At 67.3% G+C, this 19465-nt stretch carries 21 protein-coding genes; 10 read left to right on the forward strand and 11 right to left on the reverse strand.

Going from position 1 to position 19465, the window contains the following annotated elements; all coding sequences use genetic code 11:
• Window positions 1–46: 46 nt before the first annotated feature.
• From J2W68_RS05215 to J2W68_RS05235, 5 genes are all read right to left on the reverse strand, one after another.
• The gene (locus tag J2W68_RS05215) at window positions 47–1120 is read right to left on the reverse strand and encodes a 3-deoxy-7-phosphoheptulonate synthase (RefSeq protein WP_310233334.1); all 1074 of its coding nucleotides are present in this window, start codon (window positions 1118–1120) and stop codon (window positions 47–49) included.
• A 234-nt stretch (window positions 1121–1354) separates the two neighbouring features.
• Window positions 1355–3541 (reverse strand): hypothetical protein, encoded by a 2187-nt coding sequence (locus tag J2W68_RS05220; protein ID WP_310233335.1) that lies wholly within the window; start codon window positions 3539–3541, stop codon window positions 1355–1357.
• Window positions 3542–3698: 157 nt separating this feature from the next.
• A complete protein-coding gene (groL, locus tag J2W68_RS05225) occupies window positions 3699–5339 on the reverse strand; it encodes a chaperonin GroEL (protein ID WP_310233337.1) in 1641 nt (546 codons plus the stop codon).
• Window positions 5340–5495: 156 nt separating this feature from the next.
• Window positions 5496–5786, reverse strand: a complete 291-nt coding sequence (locus tag J2W68_RS05230; protein ID WP_310155264.1) for a co-chaperone GroES — start codon at window positions 5784–5786, stop codon at window positions 5496–5498.
• Window positions 5787–6275: 489 nt separating this feature from the next.
• Window positions 6276–6761, reverse strand: coding sequence for an acyloxyacyl hydrolase (locus tag J2W68_RS05235; protein WP_310233339.1), 486 nt, complete (start codon window positions 6759–6761; stop codon window positions 6276–6278).
• Between the two features lie 187 nt (window positions 6762–6948).
• On the opposite strand from J2W68_RS05235, the gene cutA reads away from it, so the two are divergent.
• The 8 genes from cutA (at window position 6949) to accC (ending at window position 13690) form a co-directional block, all read left to right on the forward strand.
• Window positions 6949–7278, forward strand: coding sequence for a divalent-cation tolerance protein CutA (gene cutA / locus J2W68_RS05240; RefSeq protein WP_310233341.1), 330 nt, complete (start codon window positions 6949–6951; stop codon window positions 7276–7278).
• A 58-nt stretch (window positions 7279–7336) separates the two neighbouring features.
• Window positions 7337–9772: a protein-disulfide reductase DsbD family protein gene (locus J2W68_RS05245; RefSeq protein WP_310233342.1), complete on the forward strand. Its 2436-nt coding sequence runs from the start codon at window positions 7337–7339 to the stop codon at window positions 9770–9772.
• Window positions 9769–10368 (forward strand): TlpA family protein disulfide reductase, encoded by a 600-nt coding sequence (locus tag J2W68_RS05250; RefSeq protein ID WP_310233343.1) that lies wholly within the window; start codon window positions 9769–9771, stop codon window positions 10366–10368. The genes J2W68_RS05245 and J2W68_RS05250 overlap by 4 nt, the downstream gene beginning before the upstream one ends.
• Window positions 10369–10471: 103 nt before the next feature.
• Entirely contained in the window at window positions 10472–10921 is a 450-nt protein-coding gene (gene aroQ / locus J2W68_RS05255; protein ID WP_310233345.1) for a type II 3-dehydroquinate dehydratase, read from the forward strand.
• Window positions 10918–11334, forward strand: coding sequence for a lysozyme inhibitor LprI family protein (locus J2W68_RS05260; RefSeq protein ID WP_310233346.1), 417 nt, complete (start codon window positions 10918–10920; stop codon window positions 11332–11334). The genes aroQ and J2W68_RS05260 overlap by 4 nt, the downstream gene beginning before the upstream one ends.
• A 47-nt stretch (window positions 11335–11381) precedes the next feature.
• A complete protein-coding gene (gene accB / locus J2W68_RS05265) occupies window positions 11382–11861 on the forward strand; it encodes an acetyl-CoA carboxylase biotin carboxyl carrier protein (RefSeq protein WP_310233349.1) in 480 nt (159 codons plus the stop codon).
• A gap of 100 nt (window positions 11862–11961) precedes the next feature.
• A complete protein-coding gene (locus J2W68_RS05270) occupies window positions 11962–12330 on the forward strand; it encodes a four helix bundle protein (protein WP_430539672.1) in 369 nt (122 codons plus the stop codon).
• Entirely contained in the window at window positions 12323–13690 is a 1368-nt protein-coding gene (accC, locus tag J2W68_RS05275) for an acetyl-CoA carboxylase biotin carboxylase subunit (RefSeq protein WP_310233352.1), read from the forward strand. The genes J2W68_RS05270 and accC overlap by 8 nt, the downstream gene beginning before the upstream one ends.
• A 39-nt stretch (window positions 13691–13729) precedes the next feature.
• On the opposite strand, the gene J2W68_RS05280 is transcribed toward accC, so the two are convergent.
• The gene (locus J2W68_RS05280) at window positions 13730–14245 is read right to left on the reverse strand and encodes a hypothetical protein (protein ID WP_310233354.1); all 516 of its coding nucleotides are present in this window, start codon (window positions 14243–14245) and stop codon (window positions 13730–13732) included.
• 144 nt (window positions 14246–14389) lie between these two features.
• On the opposite strand from J2W68_RS05280, the gene J2W68_RS05285 reads away from it, so the two are divergent.
• Entirely contained in the window at window positions 14390–14581 is a 192-nt protein-coding gene (locus J2W68_RS05285; RefSeq protein WP_310233356.1) for a hypothetical protein, read from the forward strand.
• Between the two features lie 37 nt (window positions 14582–14618).
• On the opposite strand, the gene J2W68_RS05290 is transcribed toward J2W68_RS05285, so the two are convergent.
• From J2W68_RS05290 to J2W68_RS05305, 4 genes are all read right to left on the reverse strand, one after another.
• Entirely contained in the window at window positions 14619–14978 is a 360-nt protein-coding gene (locus tag J2W68_RS05290) for a hypothetical protein (RefSeq protein WP_310233358.1), read from the reverse strand.
• A 183-nt stretch (window positions 14979–15161) separates the two neighbouring features.
• Window positions 15162–15584 carry a hypothetical protein gene (locus J2W68_RS05295; RefSeq protein ID WP_310233360.1) on the reverse strand — a complete coding sequence of 141 codons (423 nt, stop codon included), beginning with the start codon at window positions 15582–15584 and terminating at the stop codon, window positions 15162–15164.
• A gap of 183 nt (window positions 15585–15767) precedes the next feature.
• Window positions 15768–16505 (reverse strand): HAD family hydrolase, encoded by a 738-nt coding sequence (locus tag J2W68_RS05300; protein ID WP_310233361.1) that lies wholly within the window; start codon window positions 16503–16505, stop codon window positions 15768–15770.
• A 124-nt stretch (window positions 16506–16629) separates the two neighbouring features.
• Window positions 16630–17004 (reverse strand): EF-hand domain-containing protein, encoded by a 375-nt coding sequence (locus J2W68_RS05305; protein WP_310233362.1) that lies wholly within the window; start codon window positions 17002–17004, stop codon window positions 16630–16632.
• Between the two features lie 385 nt (window positions 17005–17389).
• Between J2W68_RS05305 and J2W68_RS05310 the strand changes: the two genes are divergently transcribed.
• Window positions 17390–18586: a PQQ-dependent sugar dehydrogenase gene (locus tag J2W68_RS05310; RefSeq protein ID WP_310233364.1), complete on the forward strand. Its 1197-nt coding sequence runs from the start codon at window positions 17390–17392 to the stop codon at window positions 18584–18586.
• Window positions 18587–18645: 59 nt separating this feature from the next.
• Here J2W68_RS05310 and J2W68_RS05315 read toward each other — a convergent pair whose 3' ends face one another.
• A complete protein-coding gene (locus J2W68_RS05315; protein ID WP_310233494.1) occupies window positions 18646–19377 on the reverse strand; it encodes a lytic transglycosylase domain-containing protein in 732 nt (243 codons plus the stop codon).
• Between the last annotated feature and the right edge of the window lie 88 nt (window positions 19378–19465).

A 19465-nucleotide genomic window follows, 5' to 3' on the forward strand; every position in this document is an offset into this window, starting at 1 on the left:
GGCATTCGCGGTAAAGCCCTTCGCGCGCAAGCGCGCTCCTACATTGTCAGGCCGCCCGCGCGTTCGCCCGCGCGCGACGCGTGCGAACGGCATCGGCGAGGCGGTCGAGCGTGCGTACCGTCGTCGCCCAGTCGATGCAGCCGTCAGTGATGCTCTGGCCGTAGACCAGCGGCGTGCCGGGCACCAGCGCCTGCTTGCCGGCAACCAGATGGCTCTCGATCATCGCGCCGACGATGCGCCGCTCGCCGCCTTCGAGCTGGCGCGCGATGTCGTCGATGACCTTCGGCTGGTTGTCTGGATTCTTGCTGCTGTTGGCGTGGCTGGCGTCGATCATCAACGCCGCGCGCAGGCCCTGCGCCTGTAGCACGCCCGAGGCCGCCTCGACATGCGCCTCGTCGTAGTTCGGCGCCGCGCCGCCGCGCAGAATCACATGACAATCCGGATTGCCTGCCGTCGACGCCACCGCGCAACGCCCGTCCTTGCCGACGGCGAGGAAATGATGCGGATGCGAGGCCGCGCCGACTGCGTCCACCGCGATACGCACGTCGCCGCCGGTGCCGTTCTTGAAGCCGACCGGACACGACAGGCCCGATGCCATCTCGCGATGCACCTGGCTCTCGGTCGTGCGCGCGCCGATCGCGCCCCAGGCCACCAGATCGGCGATGTACTGGGGGCTGATGATGTCGAGGAACTCCACGCCCGCCGGCAGTCCCAGCGCATTGATCTCACGCAGCAGGCCGCGCGCCAGACGCAGGCCTTTGTCGATGTGGAAGCTGCCATCCAGATCGGGATCGTTGATCAGGCCCTTCCAGCCGATCGTGGTGCGCGGCTTCTCGAAGTACACGCGCATCACCAGCTCCAGCGTGTCGCCGTAGGTGTCGCGTAGAGCACGCAGGCGGTGCGCGTATTCCATGGCCGCGACCGGGTCGTGGATCGAGCACGGACCCACGACGACGATCAGACGATCGTCCTCGCCATGCAGGATCGCGTGGCAGGCGTTGCGGGCATCGGCGACGGTGGTCGACATCGCGTTACTGCAGGGCAGTTCGGCGAGCAGCGTGGCGGGCGGGGTCAGCGGTTGCAGGTCGCGGATGCGAAGGTCATCGGTGTACGGGGGCATGGTCGATCTCGGAAACGGAAGGCTGGAAACGAAAAAAGCCGCCAGGGTCTCTGGCGGCTTCCGGGAAGTCGTGCGACCTGGTCTCAGGGCGCGCACGGGCCGTCCGCCGCCGGTGGCGTCGGAAACGCATACCAATAGAAAAAGCGGGCGGGGCGCGAGGTCATGGCGCCATTGATAACACGGCACTCCGCGTGTTGCGACGGTTGCAGTCGCGACCATCGCGCCGGACTACGGTCACTCAGGCAGCAGTGGCGGCCGCGATTCGTACCAGTCGCGGGCGCCGGCGATATGCAGTGTGCGCTCGCCGCCCTGCAGCTCGACGCCCATGCCGAGTACACCCCAGCGCGCGTAGAGATCGCCGTTGGGCGTGCCGTCGGCGATGCGCAGGCGGGCCTGCATGTCGATGCGGTCGTTGCTCGCCTCTACCCGGTCAAACACCAGTTCGTTGCCACGCACATGCAGGTCACCGGTCGCATGCGCCTCACCAGAATCGATCAGATTGCCGATCCAGCGCGGGAACACGGTGCGCTCGGCGAACAGGCCCAGCAGCACGCTGACATCGCGCATGTCGACGCGGCCGCGGCCGCTGACCTCGAACGGCTCACGCCAGTCCAGCATGCCGTCCTCGAGGGCAAGCCGCGCCCACCACGGTGCATCGTCGCCGCCCGATCCATCGAGCCGCACACCGTCCAGACGCACCGCCATCGCATCGATCTTGTAACGGCGGCCGACGCGCTGCATGCGCGACAGGCGACTGTCGAGATCGACATTGCCCGACAGTTGCGACGGGCCCAGCGCCACGCGCACGTCCTGCCCGCGCACGCGCAGGCGGCCGCTGATCATTTCGCCGCCATTGTCGAGCCGGATATCGCCGCTGGCATACCCACTGCCGCCGACGAGGCGCGCACTGTCGCCGGGCAGGTAGCGGTTGTAGGTGCGCAGGTCCGGCACCTGCGCATCGTCGAAGCGTAGCCGCGCGTCCAGATGTTCGTGGAACTCGGCCAGCGTGCCGGTAGAAGCCAGATCGAGCCGCAGATCGCGACCGCGCAGGTCGATGCTGTCCGGCGTGGCCTCGGGCGCGAGCGTGAAGCGGTCGAGCACGATGCCGATCGTCGTACGCTGGCCGGCCTCGGCGTCGTCACGCATCCGCATGCGGGCATGCGCATTGCCGCTGAAACGGTTGTCGAGTACCCGTGCCGACAGCGCGGCATCATCGAGATCGATGCGGCTGCCAGGCTGCAGCTGTCCGTCGTGCAGGCGCACGTCCGCGTCGAGATCGGCGCGGCCGTCGAAGGCCAGCCAGTCGAGATCGCGCAGGATCACGTCGATCCAGCGCAGTGGCACCGCGGGCCATTGCGTCTCGACCGTACCCCCCAGCGCGCGGACCGGCCGCAGCCAGTCGTCGGGACCGATGCGGCGATCGGCGACGCGCAGATCGGCACGCAGCCACGGCGTGCCCGAGGCCGGCGCCGGTACGCGTGCGGCGACGAGAATGGCGTCATCGGAGGTACGCAATGCGACGCCGAGCGGATGCCGCAGCGGCGTGCCATCAGCGGCATTGGAATACACCGGCGCCGACCAGTCGAGCTGGCTGCCGGGCATCAGCACGCCACGTTCGAGGATCAGGTCGGCGCGCAGCTGGCCGACGAAACCGGCCGTGCCGATCGGCAACGCTTCGTCGTTGCGCGCGACCAGATCGATGCCCGGCGCCGGCCCGTCGACGCGCATGCGCGCATCGAGCAGCACCAGCTTTTCCTCGCCCTGCGCCTGTTCGCGGATGTGCGCGGGAATTTCGATATCGAGCTCGAGATGGCCATTGCGCAGCAGGGTCACGTCGCTGACCTGCAGGGTCGCATCCGGCATCTTCAGCGTGGACGGCCCGACTTCCATCGCGCCGCCCTGCAGGGTCTTCTCGAATTCGAACCGCGCCTCGCCATGGCCGGTCACGCGGGCCTCGTAGAAGTCCATCCGCAGCAGGCTGGGCGTGGTGATCGCATCGAAGCGCAGGGTCCAAGGCGGCTTACCCGGCTTGCGGGTAGTCGGCATGTCGTGCGGGGTGCGTGCGACATGCACCGACACCCGCTGCGCGCGGATGGTGCCAAAAGCAAGTTCGCGGCCCAGCAACGGAAGCAGCTTGATACGGCCGTTGGCGCGCGGACTGGCGATGGTCCACAGGTTGGTCCGTGCGTGACCGCCCATGACGATGCCGCGCGCGTGGATATGGCCGGGATACAGACTCATCGCCCAGTCCCAGCGCGCGTAGAAGCGCTCGGGCTTGCGGTTGATCACGTCCGCGCCGAACGCGCTGTTGAGGAACAGGTTGGCCGCGACGAGATACAGCAGATAGAGCACGCCCAGCACAACGCCCGCACGGCGCAACCCCGTGCGGTGCGCGCGCCACCACGGATCAGGAGCAGACATCGACATGCATCCAGCATGGGCGAATGCCGGTGACGACAGCCTGCACGCGCGCACCGCTGCCCGTGGGATAAGCGGCACGCGGCCCTGCAGCCCTGACAAAAAAACCCCGCCTCGCGGCGGGGTTTTCTGTTTCACGGTGCAACAGGGTGGGGCTGGATCAGAAATCCATGCCGCCCATGCCGCCCATGCCGCCGCCGCCCGGCATCGCCGGCTCTTCCTTCTTCGGCAGCTCGGCGACCATCGCTTCGGTCGTGATCATCAGACCGGCAATCGAGGCCGCGTTCTGCAGCGCCGAACGGGTGACCTTGGTCGGGTCCAGGATGCCGAACGCGATCATGTCGCCGTATTCGCCGGTCGCGGCGTTGTAGCCGTAGTTGCCAGTGCCGTCCTTGACCGCGTTGAGCACGACGCTCGGCTCTTCACCGCAGTTGGTGACGATCTCGCGCAGCGGCGCTTCCATCGCACGCAGGGCGATGATGATGCCGTGGTTTTGGTCTTCGTTCGCGCCCTTGAGCTGACCGATCGCCTGCAGCGCGCGCACCAGTGCCACGCCACCACCCGGGACCACGCCTTCTTCGACCGCTGCGCGCGTGGCGTGCAGGGCGTCTTCGACGCGGGCCTTCTTTTCCTTCATCTCGATCTCGGTCGATGCGCCGACCTTGATCACCGCAACGCCGCCGGCCAGCTTGGCCACGCGCTCCTGCAGCTTCTCGCGGTCGTAATCGGACGAGGTGTCCTCGATCTGCGCCTTGATCTGCTTGATGCGGGCTTCGATGCCACCGGTCTCGCCGGCGCCGTCGATGATCGTGGTGTTCTCCTTCGAGACCTGGATCTTCTTGGCGCGGCCGAGGTCGGCGATGGTCGCCTTCTCGAGCGTCAGGCCGACTTCCTCGGAGATCACGGTGCCGCCGGTCAGGGTGGCCATGTCTTCGAGCATCGCCTTGCGACGGTCGCCGAAGCCCGGTGCCTTGACGGCGCAGACCTTGACGATGCCGCGGATCGTGTTGACGACCAGGGTCGCCAGCGCTTCGCCTTCGACTTCCTCGGCGACGATCAGCAGCGGCTTGCCGGCCTTGGCCACGCCTTCGAGCACGGGCAGCAGGTCACGGACGTTGGAGATCTTCTTGTCGTACAGCAGGATGAAGGGGTCATCGAGCTCGGCCGACATCGACTGCTGGTTGTTGACGAAGTACGGCGACAGGTAGCCGCGGTCGAACTGCATGCCCTCGACGACGTCGAGTTCGTTGTCCAGGCCCGAGCCTTCCTCAACGGTGATCACGCCTTCCTTGCCGACCTTCTTCATCGCGTCGGCAATGATCGTGCCGATCGACTCGTCCGAGTTGGCGGAGATCGTGCCGACCTGCGCGATCGCCTTGTCGTCGGCCGTCGGCTTGGACAGCTTCTTGAGCTCGGCGACGGCGGCCTTGACGGCCTGGTCGATACCGCGCTTGAGATCCATCGGGTTCATGCCGGCCGCGACGGCCTTGGAACCTTCACGGATCAGCGCCTGCGCCAGCACGGTGGCGGTGGTGGTGCCGTCACCGGCGTTGTCGGAGGTCTTGGACGCGACTTCCTTCACCATCTGCGCGCCCATGTTCTCGAACTTGTCGGCCAGTTCGATCTCCTTGGCGACGGACACGCCGTCCTTGGTGATCGTCGGCGCGCCGAAGCTCTTCTCGAGCACGACGTTGCGGCCCTTCGGGCCCAGGGTGGCCTTGACAGCATTGGCGAGAATGTTGACACCACGCACCATCTTGGAACGTGCGTCTTCGCCGAAGCGGATTTCTTTGGCAGCCATTTGGAAAACTCCGGAATCTGGATTTGGGAATTAGGGGTGAACGGACAGGCGTCCGTTGACCACCGAAGAAGCGGGATTGCGGTCAGTTCGGTTGGACTGGAAAACGGCGCTCAACGCCTTGAATCCCAATGCCCGAATTCCGAATCCCGCGTTCGATCAACCGACGATCGCGAGGACGTCGTCTTCCTTGACGATCTTGTATTCGATGCCGTCGGCCTTGTAGGCGCTGCCCGCGTACTGGCCGTAGATCACGATGTCGCCGACCTTGACCTTCGGCGCGCGCACGCTGCCGTTGTCCAGGGCCTTGCCTTCGCCGATGGCGACGACTTCACCCTTGGTGGGCTTTTCCTTGGCGTTGTCCGGAATCAGGATGCCGCCGGCGCTCTTCTCTTCGGCCTCGACAGGCTTGACCACAATGCGGTCGTAAAGCGGCTTCAGGTTGCTCATTACAGCCTCGCTAAGTTGTTGATTGGAAAGAAATCGGTCGCCGATTCTAGCACTCGCCCAAGGGGAGTGCCAGAAATCCTGGCGCACGCACCCGGCAGAACCGGGGCCGCACGGGAGATGGGCGCGGGGAATCGGATTACAAGGGCTGCCCGCGAAAGAATTTCGGGCTTCGTCGACAGGCGCAGGTCCGGCGGGATCCGCCGGCACGTCATTCACAAGACTGCCGCAGTGCCCTGTGGGCCGCGACGACACTCCGCGGGCTCTGTAAGGAAGAGCCCAGCCGACACAGTGCAGCACGCCGAATCGCCGGTGCACCGAGATCGGAGCGCAGCTGTGCAATCGCTGGGGAAGCGCCTCCTCTAGCCGGCGCGCGCAACAACGCGGCCCGCGATCAGCAATTTGCGATCGTCATCGCCGACTGCCTCCGATGCGGACCGTCCGGCGAAGCGGCCAAGCGGCCCGCGTTGCAGCCGCGAGGCAGGTCCACCGTCAGCGGAAGCGCCACGCAGCGAGCAGCATCGTCTCGCCGTCGTTGGGCTGCTTGATGCTGGCGTTGGAGATATGCCGAGCCAGCAACGAGAACCGCTCCCAGCGCCAGCCGACCGTGCTGACGAACTGCGGATTGCCCGACAGCGCACTGGTGCGACCAGCCTGCACGCCGACGCCGAAGCCGGCGACGAAGCCGTTGTCGCGCTCGTAGCGGGCGCCGCCATGGAAGACGCCGGCATCTTCGGACAGATCGAAGCGGGTGTTGTCGCGTCCGCGGACATAGACCGCGCCGACGTCCCAGCGCAGCACACCGTTCCGGGTGCGGCGCCACTCGGGCAACCAGGCCACGCTGGCAACCAGCGTGGTTTCGTTCTCGCGGGTCGCGGACGCGCCGATACCGATATCGACGGGCGCGCTCTGGGCAGCGGCGGGCAGGACAGCGCAGGCCAGAACGGCGGCGGCAATAGAAGAGATGATCGGGCGCATCGAACTCGGTGGGAATCGCGGGGCGATCCGGCTGGTTTGTGAAGGACAGTAATTATACCGGTCGGTTCACTAATGCGCGCGGGGTCTTTCTCCCACTGACGGGATGCTGCGTCCGTCCACCGGTGCGCAAGCGTGGCCGCGAACGCGTGGAGGTGCCGTGCACGATGCCAGCCGATAGTGTGGGGACATGGACATCCTCGTTTGCTTCAGCACCTGTCCCGATGCCTCGACCGCCGAACGGATCGCCCGCACGCTTGTCGAGTCCCGACTGGCCGCCTGCGTGAACCTGCTGCCGGGCGTGCGTTCGATCTACCGCTGGGAAGGCGCGATCGCCAGCGAGGCGGAGGTGCTGATGATGATCAAGACCACGACCGCGCAGTTGCCCGCGCTGCGCGAGCATCTGGTCGCGCTGCATCCCTATGACGTGCCGGAACTGATCGCCCTACCGGTCGCCGATGGGCTGCCGGCGTATCTTCAGTGGATCGCCGATGGCGTCGCGCCAGTCGGGACGCCGTGACGCGCGTGCGCTGAACCTGCGTTCGGCATCGGCCGCGACGGCCTGCGATACTGACGCGATGCGTCCGCCCTCCTCCGATGTCCTCTCCGGCCGCGATCGCCGGCTCAGCTTCTTCACCGGGTCGCCGGCCCGTGCGACCGCGTGGCTGCTGGCCTGCGTGCTGCTGCTCGCGGGGCTGCCGGCCTGGGCGCAGGGCATCGGCTTCGACGATGTGCTGCCGGTCGATGACGCACTGAAGGTGTCCGCCGAAGCGGTGGCGCCGGACCGGATCGAGATCCGCTGGGCGATTGCCGACGGCTACTACCTGTATCGCCATCGCATGGGCGCGCGGGTCGAGAGCGGCTTCAAGACAAACCCGCTACAGCTGCCGGCGGGCCGCAAGCACACCGACGAGTTCTTCGGCGAAGTCGAGACCTATCGCCGGCAGGTCACCGGCGTGCTGACCGGCGCCCCGGCCGACGGCGTCGACACGCTGCAGGTCGAAGTGAAGTACCAGGGCTGCGCGGACGCGGGCATCTGCTATCCGCCGCAGACGCGCATGCTGCAGGTCGCGCTGCCGCGGGATACCGGCAGCATGTCGCGTACGCCGGCCGCGAGCGATTCGAACTTCGCCGCGTTCGGCCAGTCGCTCGGCGGCAACAGCGCCGGCCGCACGCCGACGCTCACCGGCGCCAACGATGCGCTGCCACCGGAACGCGCGTTCGCGTTCGAAGCCATCGCGGGCGACGGAGACACGATCCTGCTGCGCTTCACGCCGGCCAAGGGCTATTACCTCTATCGCGACCGCAACCGCTTCGAAATCCGCGGCGCCGACGGCATTCGCGCCGGCGCGCCGCGCTGGCCGGCGGGGCAGTCGCATCACGACGCGCATTTCGGCGACGTCACCGTGTACTTCGACCAGGTCGACGTGCCGCTGCCGCTGGTGCGCACAATCGCCGACGCTGCGGAGGTCGATGTCGTCGCCACGTTCCAGGGCTGCCAGGACGAGGGCATCTGCTATCCGCCGATGACCCGCACGGTGCGCGTCGCCTTGCCGGCGGCTCGGGTGCAGACCGTGGCCGAGGCTGCGGTTGCAATGGCCGGCGCCGCATCGTCCGGCGAGCCTGCGGCGGCGCCGGCCCCGGTCGATGTGGACGACGCCGCAGCGCCTGCGAATCCGGCGCCGGTTGCGACCGGAGACATCGACGCACCCGCAGCGGGCACCGCTGTCGACGCGCCTGATGCCAGCGCCGACAACGCCGCACGCACCCGCCCGCCCGCCGCCGCGTCGATCGGCCTGTTCGCAGCCCTCGGCCTGGCCCTGCTCGGCGGCCTGCTGTTGAACCTGATGCCCTGCGTACTTCCGATCCTGTCGCTGAAAGTGCTGGGTATCGCCAGGAGCGGTGGCAGTCGCGCGGCCGCGCGTTCGCATGCGCTCTGGTACACGGCCGGCGTGCTGGTCGCGTTCGCGCTGGTAGGCCTGCTCGTGATCGGGCTGCGTGCCGCCGGCCAGGCCATGGGTTGGGGCTTCCAGTTGCAGCAGCCGTGGTTCGTCGCGGCGCTCGCCTATCTGATGTTCGCGGTCGGTCTGAGCCTGTCGGGCGTGTTCAACCTCGGCGGGCGCATCGGCAATGTCGGCCAGGCGCTCGCGGGGCGCAGCGGTCCGGTCGGCGATTTCTTTACGGGTGTGCTGGCTTGCGTGGTCGCCAGTCCGTGCATCGCGCCGTTCATGGGCGGCGCGCTCGCGTACGCCTTCACCGCGTCGACGCCGATGGCGCTGGCGGTGTTCCTGATGCTGGGGCTGGGACTGGCGCTGCCGTTCCTGTTGATCGGTCTGGTGCCCGCCCTCGCCGACCGCCTGCCGAAACCCGGCGCCTGGATGGAAACGCTGAAGCAGGTGCTCGCGTTCCCGATGTATCTGACCGCGCTGTGGCTGGCCTGGGTGCTCGGCAAGCAGCGCGGCGTCGATGCGATGGCGCTGCTGGTCGCGGGCATGACCGTGCTCGCGCTGGCGCTGTGGTGGTTCGAGCGTCGCCGCTGGACCGGTCACCCGTTGCATCGCGGACTCGCGCTGGCGCTCGCACTGGTGGCATTGCTGCCGGTGGTCGCGGTCGACCGGCTGACGGCGCCAGAGACTGCGAACACCGCGGCCAGCGAAAACGGCGCGCACGTTGCCTATTCCGCCGAGCGCCTGGCCGCATTGCGCGCCGCCGGCACGCCGGTGTTCGTCAACATGACCGCCGACTGGTGCGTGACCTGCAAGGCCAACGAGCGCCGGGTGCTGTCGGGCGCCACGTTCAAGACGGCGCTGGCCGAGGCCGGGGCCACATACATGGTCGGCGACTGGACCAATGTGGATCCGGAGATCGGCGCGTTCCTCGAAACCCACGGCGCGGTCGGCGTGCCGCTTTACGTGGTGTATCCGGCCGGGGGCGGTGAAGGCGTGGTGCTGCCGGCCCTGCTCAGTGATGCGATCGTCGTCGAGGCATTGCCGCGCGCCGGGGCGGCCGAATGAAGGTCGGTCCACTGACCGTCGTTGCCATCGCGGTCGTCGCCGGCGGCCTGGGCGTGCTCGCCAGCCTGTTCGTCGGCGGTCCCGGCCCGCTGCTCGGGACCGAGGCCGGGCAACGCCTCTACGCCGACACCTTGAGTGCCACTGCACCCGCGCCGCCCGAAGGCGTGGCCGTTGCACGCCGCGGTGATGCCATTGCACCGTTCGAAGTCGCCGGGCTCGACGGCGCGGCCCTGCAGTTGCCAGCCGCCTACAACGACCGCCCGGTACTGGTGAACCTGTGGGCCAGCTGGTGCGGGCCCTGCATCGAGGAAATGCCCGAGCTCGACCGCTTCGCCCGCGAACAGGGCGCCGACGGCGTGCAGGTCCTCGGGATCGCGCTCGACGATGCCGATGCGGTGCGCGTATTTCTCGAGCGGATTCCGGTGACCTACACCATCGCCCTCGACACGCCCGGCCCGGCCGATGCCGGCGTACGCCTGGGCAATCCGCGTGGCGTGCTGCCTTACACCGTGCTGCTGTCGGCCGATGGTCGGTTGCTCAAGCAACGGATCGGTCCGTTCGCCCATGGCGAGATCGACGGCTGGGTCGCGCCCTGATCGAGGAAATTCAAACGGACGTTTAAAATCGTCAAACGTCTGCGAACTGGACACGATCGGGGACATCCCGCAGACTTCGCGCACCTGCCGCACTGCGTCCCCGATGGCCTCGATCCTCGTTCTCCACGGCCCCAACCTCAACCTGCTCGGCACCCGCGAGCCAGAGGTCTATGGGCATGCGACGCTGGCCGACATCGATACGTCGCTGCAGGCGACCGCGGAGGCCGCCGGTCATGCGCTCGAGACATTGCAGTCGAACGCCGAACACGTGCTGGTCGACCGGGTGCAGGCCGCACGCAGTGACGGCACCGCGCTGATCCTGCTCAACCCGGCTGCGTTCACCCACACCTCGGTGGCCTTGCGCGACGCGCTGGCCGCGGTAGCCCTGCCGTTCTACGAGATCCATCTGTCGAACCCGCACCGCCGCGAGCCGTTCCGCCACACCAGTTACTTCAGCGACCTCGCCCTTGGCGTGGTCTGCGGCTTCGGCGCCGACAGTTACCGCTACGCGCTCGACGCCGCGCTGCGGCGGATCGGTCAGGCCGAGGCATGACACTGCGCTCGCTCACCCTGCTGGTGCTGGCACTTTCCGCACCGGCGCAGGCCGCCGATCCGGTTGTCGAGAGCGACCACGGCATCGACTGCACCCACCCGATCGGCACGATGGACACCGACCTGTGCCTGAGCGATGCCTTCTCACGGGCCGACCAACTGCTCAATGACGCCTATCGGCAACTGCTGCCGAGACTCGACGCCCAGCGCCGCGATGGCGCCTGCAGCCAATGCACGTCGGCGCAACTGGTGGATGCGCAGCGCCGCTGGATCGCATTCCGCGATGCCGATTGCGGCTTGGCCTACGCCATTGCCGCCGACGGCAGCGGCCGCAACCAGGCGCGGCTCGATTGCATGATCGACCACACCGACTCACGTACCCGCCGGTTACGCGCACTCGATTCCGAGCTGTGACGCGCGCAACCCGCTACTTCCACGCATAAACGACGCAAGAGGCCATCATGGACCTGAGAAAGATCAAGAAGCTCATCGACCTGCTCGAAGAGTCCAACCTGACCGAGATCGAGATCAAGGAAGGCGAGGAATCGGTGCGCCTGTCGCGCAACGCGGCCACCGCGCCGATGATGTACGCCCCGGCGCCAGCCGCTGCCGCGCCACGCGCCGCCGAGCCGGTGATGCCGATGAGCTCGCCGGTCGACGCCGCCACCGGCGGCACGCCGAAGGCCGCAGGCGACGATCTGCCGCCCGGCCAGATGATCAAGTCGCCGATGGTCGGCACCTATTACGCCTCGCCCGCGCCGGACAAGCCGGCCTTCGTTTCGGTCGGCCAGCAGGTCAAGACCGGCGACACGCTGGGCATCATCGAAGCGATGAAGATGTTCAACCCGATCGAGGCCGAGACCTCGGGCACGGTCGTCGCGATCCTGGCCGAAAGCGGCCAGCCGGTCGAGTTCGACCAGCCGCTGTTCGTGATCGGCTGAAGGCCGATCACGACGGGATTCGGGACGGGGGATTCGGGATTTGGTGGACACCATCGCGACACCGAGGCCGCATGAGCGACTGGATGTATGGCAGGACGCCATGCAGCTGGTCGAAGTGGTGTATCGCGCCACCTCGTCCTTCCCTGCCGATGAACGTTTCGGCCTAGTCGCTCAGATGCGCCGTGCCGCGATCAGCGTGCCGTCGAACATCGCAGAAGGCGCTGCCCGCCGTTCGACATCCGAGTACCTTCGTCATCTCTCGTTTGCCCGCGGCTCGCTTGCCGAACTCTCCACCCAGTCGGAGATCGCGCGCCGCCTCGGATTCTGCGAGGGCACCGTGGCCGATAGCGCGCTGCTCGACCGCACTTACGCACGTCTCAATGCTCTGATCCGCTCCCACGAGCGCCGCGTCCGCGAGCCGGATGCGTTTTCCGAATCCCCAATCCCGGATCCCCAATCCCATGCTTGAAAAAGTCGTCATCGCCAACCGCGGCGAGATCGCGCTGCGCATCCTGCGCGCGTGTCACACCCTCGGCATCCGTACGGTCGCGGTGCATTCCACCGTCGACCGCAACCTCAAGCACGTGGCGATGGCCGACGAGTCGGTCTGCATCGGCCCGCCGCCTTCGGCGCAGAGCTACCTCGACATGCCGGCGATCATCGCCGCGGCCGAGGTCACTGACGCCCAGGCGATCCATCCGGGCTATGGCTTTCTCAGCGAGAACGCCGACTTCGCCGAACGCGTCGAGCAGTCGGGCTTCATCTTCATCGGGCCGAAGGCCGAGACCATCCGCCTGATGGGCGACAAGGTCGAGGCGATCCGCGCGATGAAGGAGGCCGGCGTGCCCTGCGTGCCCGGGTCCGGCGGCCCGCTCGGCGACGACGCGGCGACCAACGTCAAGATCGCCCGCGAGATCGGCTACCCGGTCATCGTCAAGGCGGCCGGCGGCGGCGGCGGACGCGGCATGCGCGTGGTCCATACCGAAGCCGCGCTGGTCAACGCGATCGCGACGACCAAGCAGGAAGCCAAGGCCGCGTTCTCGAACGACATGGTCTACATGGAGAAGTTCCTCGAGAACCCGCGCCATGTGGAGATCCAGGTGCTGGCCGACGGCCAAGGCAATGCGATCCACCTCGGCGAGCGCGACTGTTCGATGCAGCGTCGCCACCAGAAGGTCGTCGAAGAAGCGCCGGCGCCGGGCATCTCGCCCGAGGCGCGCGCGGCAATCGGCAAGGTCTGCGTGGATGCCTGCATCCGCATCGGCTACCGCGGCGCGGGCACGTTCGAGTTCCTCTACGAGGACGGTCGCTTCTACTTCATCGAAATGAACACCCGCATCCAGGTCGAGCACCCGGTGACCGAAATGGTGACGGGCATCGATCTGGTCCGCGAGCAGTTGATGATCGCCTCGGGCCACAAGCTGTCGATCCGGCAGGAAGACGTGGTGCTGACCGGCCACGCGATCGAGTGCCGCATCAACGCCGAGGACCCCGACACCTTCATGCCCTCGCCCGGCACCATCCGCCACTTCCACGCACCGGGCGGCCCGGGCGTGCGCGTCGACACGCACGTCTACGAAGGCTACGCGGTGCCGCCGAACTACGACTCGATGATCGGCAAGCTGATCGTGCATGGCGCCGATCGCGAACAGGCGATCTGCCGCATGCGCGTGGCGCTGTCGGAGATGGTGGTCGACGGCATCAAGACCAACATCCCGCTGCAGCAGCGGATCATGCGCGACCAGGGCTTCCATGCCGGTGGACAGAACATCCACTACCTGGAGAAGCGCCTCGCCGAACGCAAGAACAAGACGCTGGCGATCGGCTGATTCCGGGTCCGGGTGTCGCATTCGCGACGCCCGGGCCACTCAGCCTTCGCGGTCCGGAAACGCGCGGCGCAAGGCCGCGTCCAGACGGATCGGCCGCGCCCAGCGGTCAAAGCTCGACACCAGGCCTTGCCGCACGCGCGAGAACGTTTCCGTGCCACGACCTGCATCCAGCCGCTCGAGCACGTCGCTCCATCCGCCGGCGGGATCGCGCCGCCATTCGCCGACAACCTCGCGACAGGTCCGTCCCAGCGCGCGCGCCGTTGCACAGGCCAGATAGACATCCGACGGCCGCGCACCGGCATCCAGCAGCTCGATGACGAATGCGCGCGGGGCACCCTGGTAGCGCACCAGCTCATCGACGAATGCGCCGCGATAACGGCCGGCATACGTATTGACGTCCGTCAGCCACGTATCGAGCCATGCATCACCGGTCGCCGGTGACCAGACCGCGACCGCCGACGGCGCAGGTGCAGGGGCATCGGCTGCGTCCTGCGCCACTGCCGACGTGCCAAGACCGGCCAGCAGCAGTGCGGTCAGGACGGAACGGACTGGCATGGCAATGACTCCTCGAGTGGCCGGGCGGCCGCAATCGGCGCGTTGGCGGGGTTGTAGTGCCGGCAGGCCGTGCCGACCGCGACGTGTCCGCGACACGTGACGACCGACCATACTCCACGCTCGTAATCCAAGGACAGCTGCCACATGACCACTCTCCACCCGCAAAACCGCTCCGCACGTATCTGGCGCTGGAGCGTCGGCCTTGGCGTGGTCGTCGTGCTGCTGGGCGCCTGGTGGCTTGCGCTGGACCGCTTCGCCGCCCGGATCGGGCTCGATGCCGAGAACACGATGCGCGAGGTGCCGCGTCACGAAGACAATCGCGTGCCGGCGAACTGACCGCGCGCCCTAAGGGCCTGCTGATCCGGTTCGCGCCTCAGCGCGCGGCAATGACCAGCGAGTCCGGACGTCCGCCCTGCTGCCACCAGTCACCCGACCCGGTGATGCGCAGCGCGATGGCGCCCTTGCGCATCGCCAGGTCGCTGCCGACCTGCCCGTTGGCGACGTACGCGCCGATCACGTCACGCGGATCCTCGACGCCGCTGAAGCTGGCCGCGCCGGCATCGATGCGCAAGGTGTCACCGCCGTTGGCCTTGACGCTGACCCGGACCGGTAGCGTGCGCCCGTCAGCGCACCGCAACTCACCGGCGCCGCGCGCCGTGCGGTGGTGCATCGACCAGTTGCCGGCGGTGAACACCAGTTCGCAGGTCATCGGCCCGGCGGCAAAGCCACTCATGGGCAGGCCTGCGCAGAACGCGAGCACGGAGAGAATCGCGACGAGCGGGCGACGGGTTCGGCGGGGACGGAATGGGCTGCGCATGCGCCCAACGCTAGCAGAAGGTCCGGACAGACACACGCCGCAGTGGATGACTGCGGCGTGGCAAATCGATGAATACGAAGGCCGGCGACGGCGCCGGACTCAGCGCCAGCGGCGGTCGCGCGTACGGTCCTGGCGCGGGTCGTAGTACTGCACCGTGCAACGGCCGCGGCGATCGCAGCTTTCGCGACGCACCAGCTGCTGCTGATGACGGCGACCGTGCGCGGGTGCATGACGCGGCGGCGCTCTATGGCGCGTGGTGTAGCGCGTGTCGTAATGACGCGGCGCCATCCTGTAATACACCGGACGACCGCGCTGGTCGTACGACACACGCAGCCGATCGTTGTAGTTTCCGCGGTAGTAGGGCTGATTGCCGCGTAGCACCACATCGGCGACATCGACGATGACCTGCACCAGGTCGTCGCTGGACTGGGCATGCGCCGGAGCTGGCGCGATGGCGGCGGCCGACAGGCCGATTGCGAGCAGGCCGGGCGCAAGCCAACGGGTCATGGGATTGGTGATCATGGCGTCTCTCCGGTGGGCCGCCACCGCAGCGGCCATGGAGCCAACATGGCGCTCCGGGAATGAACAGCCGTGCAATTTCGCGGGTAACGCGCCGGGGGACCGGGCTGCGTAAAGAGACGGTTCAAACTGTAAACGTTTACCGACGATGGAAGCGTTTACCGCGTGATTGCGCGAGCTTCCGGATCAATCAACGCAAGCGTCGTCTGCTCGCGCCGCCAGCAACGCGACCGCGTCGGGCAGCGCGTCCGGCTCCGTGACGACACACATCCGCGCATCGTGCCCGGCGTTGATCTCCGCCTCGGTCTCATGCGCCCATGTGGTGCGATAGGGCATGTGCACGCCCCAGCCGCCGAGCGCGAGTACCGGCGCGATATCCGAACGCAGCGAGTTGCCGATCATCAGGAACTGGCCTGCATCGATGTCGAATTCGCTCAGCAGCCGGGCGTAGGTCGGCGGATCCTTCTCACTGACGATCTCGATCCGCCGGAACAGATCGGAGAGCCCCGAATCACGCACCTTGGCCTCCTGATGGAACAGGTCGCCCTTGGTGATCAGCACCACCTCGAAATCGGTAGCGATCGCTTCGACCGCCGTGCGGATGCCGGGCAGCAATTCCACCGGATGTCGCAACAATCCCTTGGCCATCTCGACGATGCGGTGCAGATCGAGCGCGGCGATGCGACCGCCGGTGATCTGCGTCGCCGATTCGATCATCGACAACGTCATGCCTTTGACGCCGTATCCGAACACCGCGATGTTGGCGGTCTCGACCGCGTACAGGGCATCGAGCACACGCACGTCGGCCAGGTCGACATAGCGGCCGACGATGCGTTCGAACTCGGCCTGCGCGTCGTCGAAATAATCTTGGCTGCGCCAGAGGGTGTCATCGGCATCGAAGCCGATCATGCGGATCGCGGTCATGCGCGCATTATGCGCGGCAGACGTGATGCGTATCGAATACGCGGGGCACAAAAAAGGGCGGCCCGAAGGCCGCCCCATCACGCGTGATCTCGTATCAACCGATCACGTCATGTGCGTTGCGGAATCACTCCTCGGCAGCGCCCGCACCTGCGGCCTGACGGTTCACGAAGTCGCGATACTCCTCGGGCGTGATGAAGCCGTCGCCGTCGGCATCGACTTCACTGAACACCTGCGCGAGGCCTTCAAGGCCCGCGGCCTCGGCCTGGCTCAACTTGCCATCACCGTCAGCATCAAGATCCGCCCAGGTCACCTGACCCTGCTGGGCCTGCGGCGCATCAGCCGTGGCGTCCTGTGCATAGTCCTGGGTGGTGGTCGTCGCATCGGTAGTCGGCGGCGCCTGCGTGGTGGAAGAGGTCGGATCCTGCGCGAACGCCATCGGCATGGCCATGGCAACACCCAGGGCGATCATCGCGGTCAGCGGCTTGCGTGCATTCTTCATGAGCATCTCTCCGTATTTCAAAACTTGGGTTTGTTGCGCGGGGTGGTGATTCGTCCTCGTCGTGGATACCGCACGGGGCCCACCTTGCAGGCGCAGGAATGAACGGATCGGGCACCGCGATCGCCGGCGCTTACGAACGCTTAACCACAGAGGTGGCCGCCCGGTTTACGCGTTTCGTTCATGACACGTGAGCGCTGCCAGTCGAAGCGCGCCACGCTGGCGTTGCCGTCGCCCGCACGTACGCATCCCGGAGGCAGCGTCGTGCACGGGTTTTGCTGAATCGAACACAACGTTTACGAACCCGCGTCCGACCACGCGTTCCGACGGCGCGCACGGATCGGTATGCGACACTCGGGTTTACCCCGATTGCGCCCTGGAGATAGGCATGACACGCACGCGACCCCTCGTTCTGACCACCCTCGCCGCTTCGCTGTTGTGGCTGTCGGGCTGCGACGGCAATGCCGCGAACGGCACCGCGACGCAGGACACTGCAGCGCCGCCGGCGGACAGCGCCGATGCAACCACAGCGCCCGCAGCCGATGCGATCGAAGGCCTGCCGTTCGCGAGCACCGCGGTCGCGAGCTTCAACGAGCCGTGGGCGATCGGTTTTCTGCCCGACGGCAGCGTGCTGATCACCGAGAAGAGTGGCGTGCTCAAGCATGTGACGCTGCCCGGCGGCGAAGCGCGTGAGATCTCCGGCGTGCCGGCTGTCGCCAACGCGGGCCAGGGCGGCCTGGGCGACATCAAGCCGCATCCGCAGTTCGCGCAGAACGGCATTGTCTATCTGAGCTACGCGGAAGACGGCGAAGGCGGTCGTGGCGCAGCGGTCGCACGTGCGCGACTCGATCTCGATGCCGGTGCGCTGCAGGATGTCGCGGTGATCTGGCGCCAGGTGCCCAAGGTCGACGGCAACGGCCATTACGGCCATCGCATCGCATTCGACGGCGACGGCAAGCTGTGGATCTCCTCGGGCGAGCGGCAGAAGTTCGATCCCTCGCAGAGCATGCAGTCCAACCTCGGCAAGATCGTGCGTCTCAACGACGACGGCAGCGTGCCGGACGATAACCCGTTTGCGGGCAAGGGTGAGGTCGCGTCGCAGGTCTGGTCGCTCGGCCACCGCAATCCGCTCGGCATCGCGTTCGACGCGCAGGGCCGTCTGTGGAACAGCGAGATGGGGCCGGCCGGTGGCGACGAGCTCAACCTCGTCAAGCGTGGCGCGAACTACGGGTATCCGACCGTCTCCAATGGCGACCACTACGACGGTCGTGAGATTCCCGACCACGACACGCGTCCGGAATTCGAGAAGCCGGCGATCACCTGGACGCCGGTAATTTCGCCGTCGAGCCTCGAGTTCTACAGCGGCACGCTGTTCCCGGAATGGACCGGCAACGCCTTCATCGGTGGCCTGTCGGGCCAGACGCTGGTGCGCGTGGAGATCGACGGCGACAGCGCGCGCGAGGCCGAGCGTTTCGCGATGGGCGGCCGTATCCGAGACGTCGCGCAAGGCCCGGACGGCGCGCTGTACGTGATCGAAGACGGCAAGAATGGCCGCCTGATCCGGCTGGCGCCGCGCGAGGGCTGATCACCCACGCGTCGCATCGAAGGCCGCGGGACACCGCGGCCTTCTTCATTTTGGGGCCTTCAGATTTCCGGACGTTCGATCGGATTGCCCAGCGCCGCGCGATAGCGCACGTACAGCGCCTGCACCTTGTCGATGTAGGCACGCGTCTCCGCATACGGCGGCACACCGTCGAACCGCGTGACCGTACCGATGCCGGCGTTGTAGGCCGCGAGCGCAAGCGTGCGATCGCCGTCGTAACGCCGCAGCAGACCCCGCAGATGGCGCGCGCCGGCGCGGATCGATTCGGCCGGTGCATCCGGATCCACCACACCGTAATCGGCGATCACGTCGGGCATCAGCTGCATCACTCCGCGCGCGCCTTTCGGCGAAACCGCCGTGGCGTCGAAACCGCTTTCCGCATGGGCGATCGCGCGCAACCACGCCTCGTCGAGGCCGTAGGTCTTCGCGTTCGCCGCGAACAGCGCCGAGTGCGGCTTAAGCTGCGGCGCGCCGACCTTGCCCAGCCCTTCGTGTGCGGGTTCGCCGGGCGGGGTCTGCGCGGTGAAGCGCAAATACTCGCGCGCGCCCGGCAGCCGGCGCGTGCCATAGACCAGCACGCCGTCCTGTTCGCGCTCGTAGAGCACGCCACTGAAGACGCCCATCGAACCCCACAGGTTCGGCGTCTGCACCGCCCCGTCGGCGATCTCGCGCGCCTCGCATGTCGAACCTGGCTCGGGCGCGGTCGACAGGCTCACGGTCCCGCCCTTGACGCAACGCCACACGGTGCGCGCCTCGACCGGCGCAGCCGCCATGAGCGCAGCCACGACCAGTACGGCCGTCCATCGGTGCGACATGGGCTGGAGCTGGGACATGGCGGCACCGGAGACGGGTCGCGGCTGT

Origin of the sequence: Luteimonas terrae (genome assembly GCF_031457535.1) — a bacterium.
Taxonomy (GTDB): Bacteria; Pseudomonadota; Gammaproteobacteria; order Xanthomonadales; family Xanthomonadaceae; genus Luteimonas; species Luteimonas terrae_A.

Bases quoted from the DNA above. Each gene is read 5' to 3' on its own strand.
- J2W68_RS05215 (WP_310233334.1), bottom strand. From the start codon at position 1,120: ATGCCCCCGTACACCGATGACCTTCGCATCCGCGACCTGCAACCGCTG.
- J2W68_RS05250 (WP_310233343.1), top strand. From the start codon at position 9,769: ATGAAGGTCGGTCCACTGACCGTCGTTGCCATCGCGGTCGTCGCCGGC.
- J2W68_RS05305 (WP_310233362.1), bottom strand. From the start codon at position 17,004: ATGAAGAATGCACGCAAGCCGCTGACCGCGATGATCGCCCTGGGTGTT.
- cutA (WP_310233341.1), top strand. From the start codon at position 6,949: ATGGACATCCTCGTTTGCTTCAGCACCTGTCCCGATGCCTCGACCGCC.
- accB (WP_310233349.1), top strand. From the start codon at position 11,382: ATGGACCTGAGAAAGATCAAGAAGCTCATCGACCTGCTCGAAGAGTCC.
- J2W68_RS05300 (WP_310233361.1), bottom strand. From the start codon at position 16,505: ATGACCGCGATCCGCATGATCGGCTTCGATGCCGATGACACCCTCTGG.
- J2W68_RS05315 (WP_310233494.1), bottom strand. From the start codon at position 19,377: ATGGCGGCTGCGCCGGTCGAGGCGCGCACCGTGTGGCGTTGCGTCAAG.
- J2W68_RS05220 (WP_310233335.1), bottom strand. From the start codon at position 3,541: ATGTCTGCTCCTGATCCGTGGTGGCGCGCGCACCGCACGGGGTTGCGC.
- J2W68_RS05290 (WP_310233358.1), bottom strand. From the start codon at position 14,978: ATGAGTGGCTTTGCCGCCGGGCCGATGACCTGCGAACTGGTGTTCACC.
- J2W68_RS05230 (WP_310155264.1), bottom strand. From the start codon at position 5,786: ATGAGCAACCTGAAGCCGCTTTACGACCGCATTGTGGTCAAGCCTGTC.
- J2W68_RS05235 (WP_310233339.1), bottom strand. From the start codon at position 6,761: ATGCGCCCGATCATCTCTTCTATTGCCGCCGCCGTTCTGGCCTGCGCT.
- J2W68_RS05270 (WP_430539672.1), top strand. From the start codon at position 11,962: ATGCAGCTGGTCGAAGTGGTGTATCGCGCCACCTCGTCCTTCCCTGCC.
- J2W68_RS05280 (WP_310233354.1), bottom strand. From the start codon at position 14,245: ATGCCAGTCCGTTCCGTCCTGACCGCACTGCTGCTGGCCGGTCTTGGC.
- groL (WP_310233337.1), bottom strand. From the start codon at position 5,339: ATGGCTGCCAAAGAAATCCGCTTCGGCGAAGACGCACGTTCCAAGATG.
- aroQ (WP_310233345.1), top strand. From the start codon at position 10,472: ATGGCCTCGATCCTCGTTCTCCACGGCCCCAACCTCAACCTGCTCGGC.
- J2W68_RS05310 (WP_310233364.1), top strand. From the start codon at position 17,390: ATGACACGCACGCGACCCCTCGTTCTGACCACCCTCGCCGCTTCGCTG.
- J2W68_RS05260 (WP_310233346.1), top strand. From the start codon at position 10,918: ATGACACTGCGCTCGCTCACCCTGCTGGTGCTGGCACTTTCCGCACCG.
- J2W68_RS05295 (WP_310233360.1), bottom strand. From the start codon at position 15,584: ATGATCACCAATCCCATGACCCGTTGGCTTGCGCCCGGCCTGCTCGCA.
- J2W68_RS05285 (WP_310233356.1), top strand. From the start codon at position 14,390: ATGACCACTCTCCACCCGCAAAACCGCTCCGCACGTATCTGGCGCTGG.
- accC (WP_310233352.1), top strand. From the start codon at position 12,323: ATGCTTGAAAAAGTCGTCATCGCCAACCGCGGCGAGATCGCGCTGCGC.
- J2W68_RS05245 (WP_310233342.1), top strand. From the start codon at position 7,337: ATGCGTCCGCCCTCCTCCGATGTCCTCTCCGGCCGCGATCGCCGGCTC.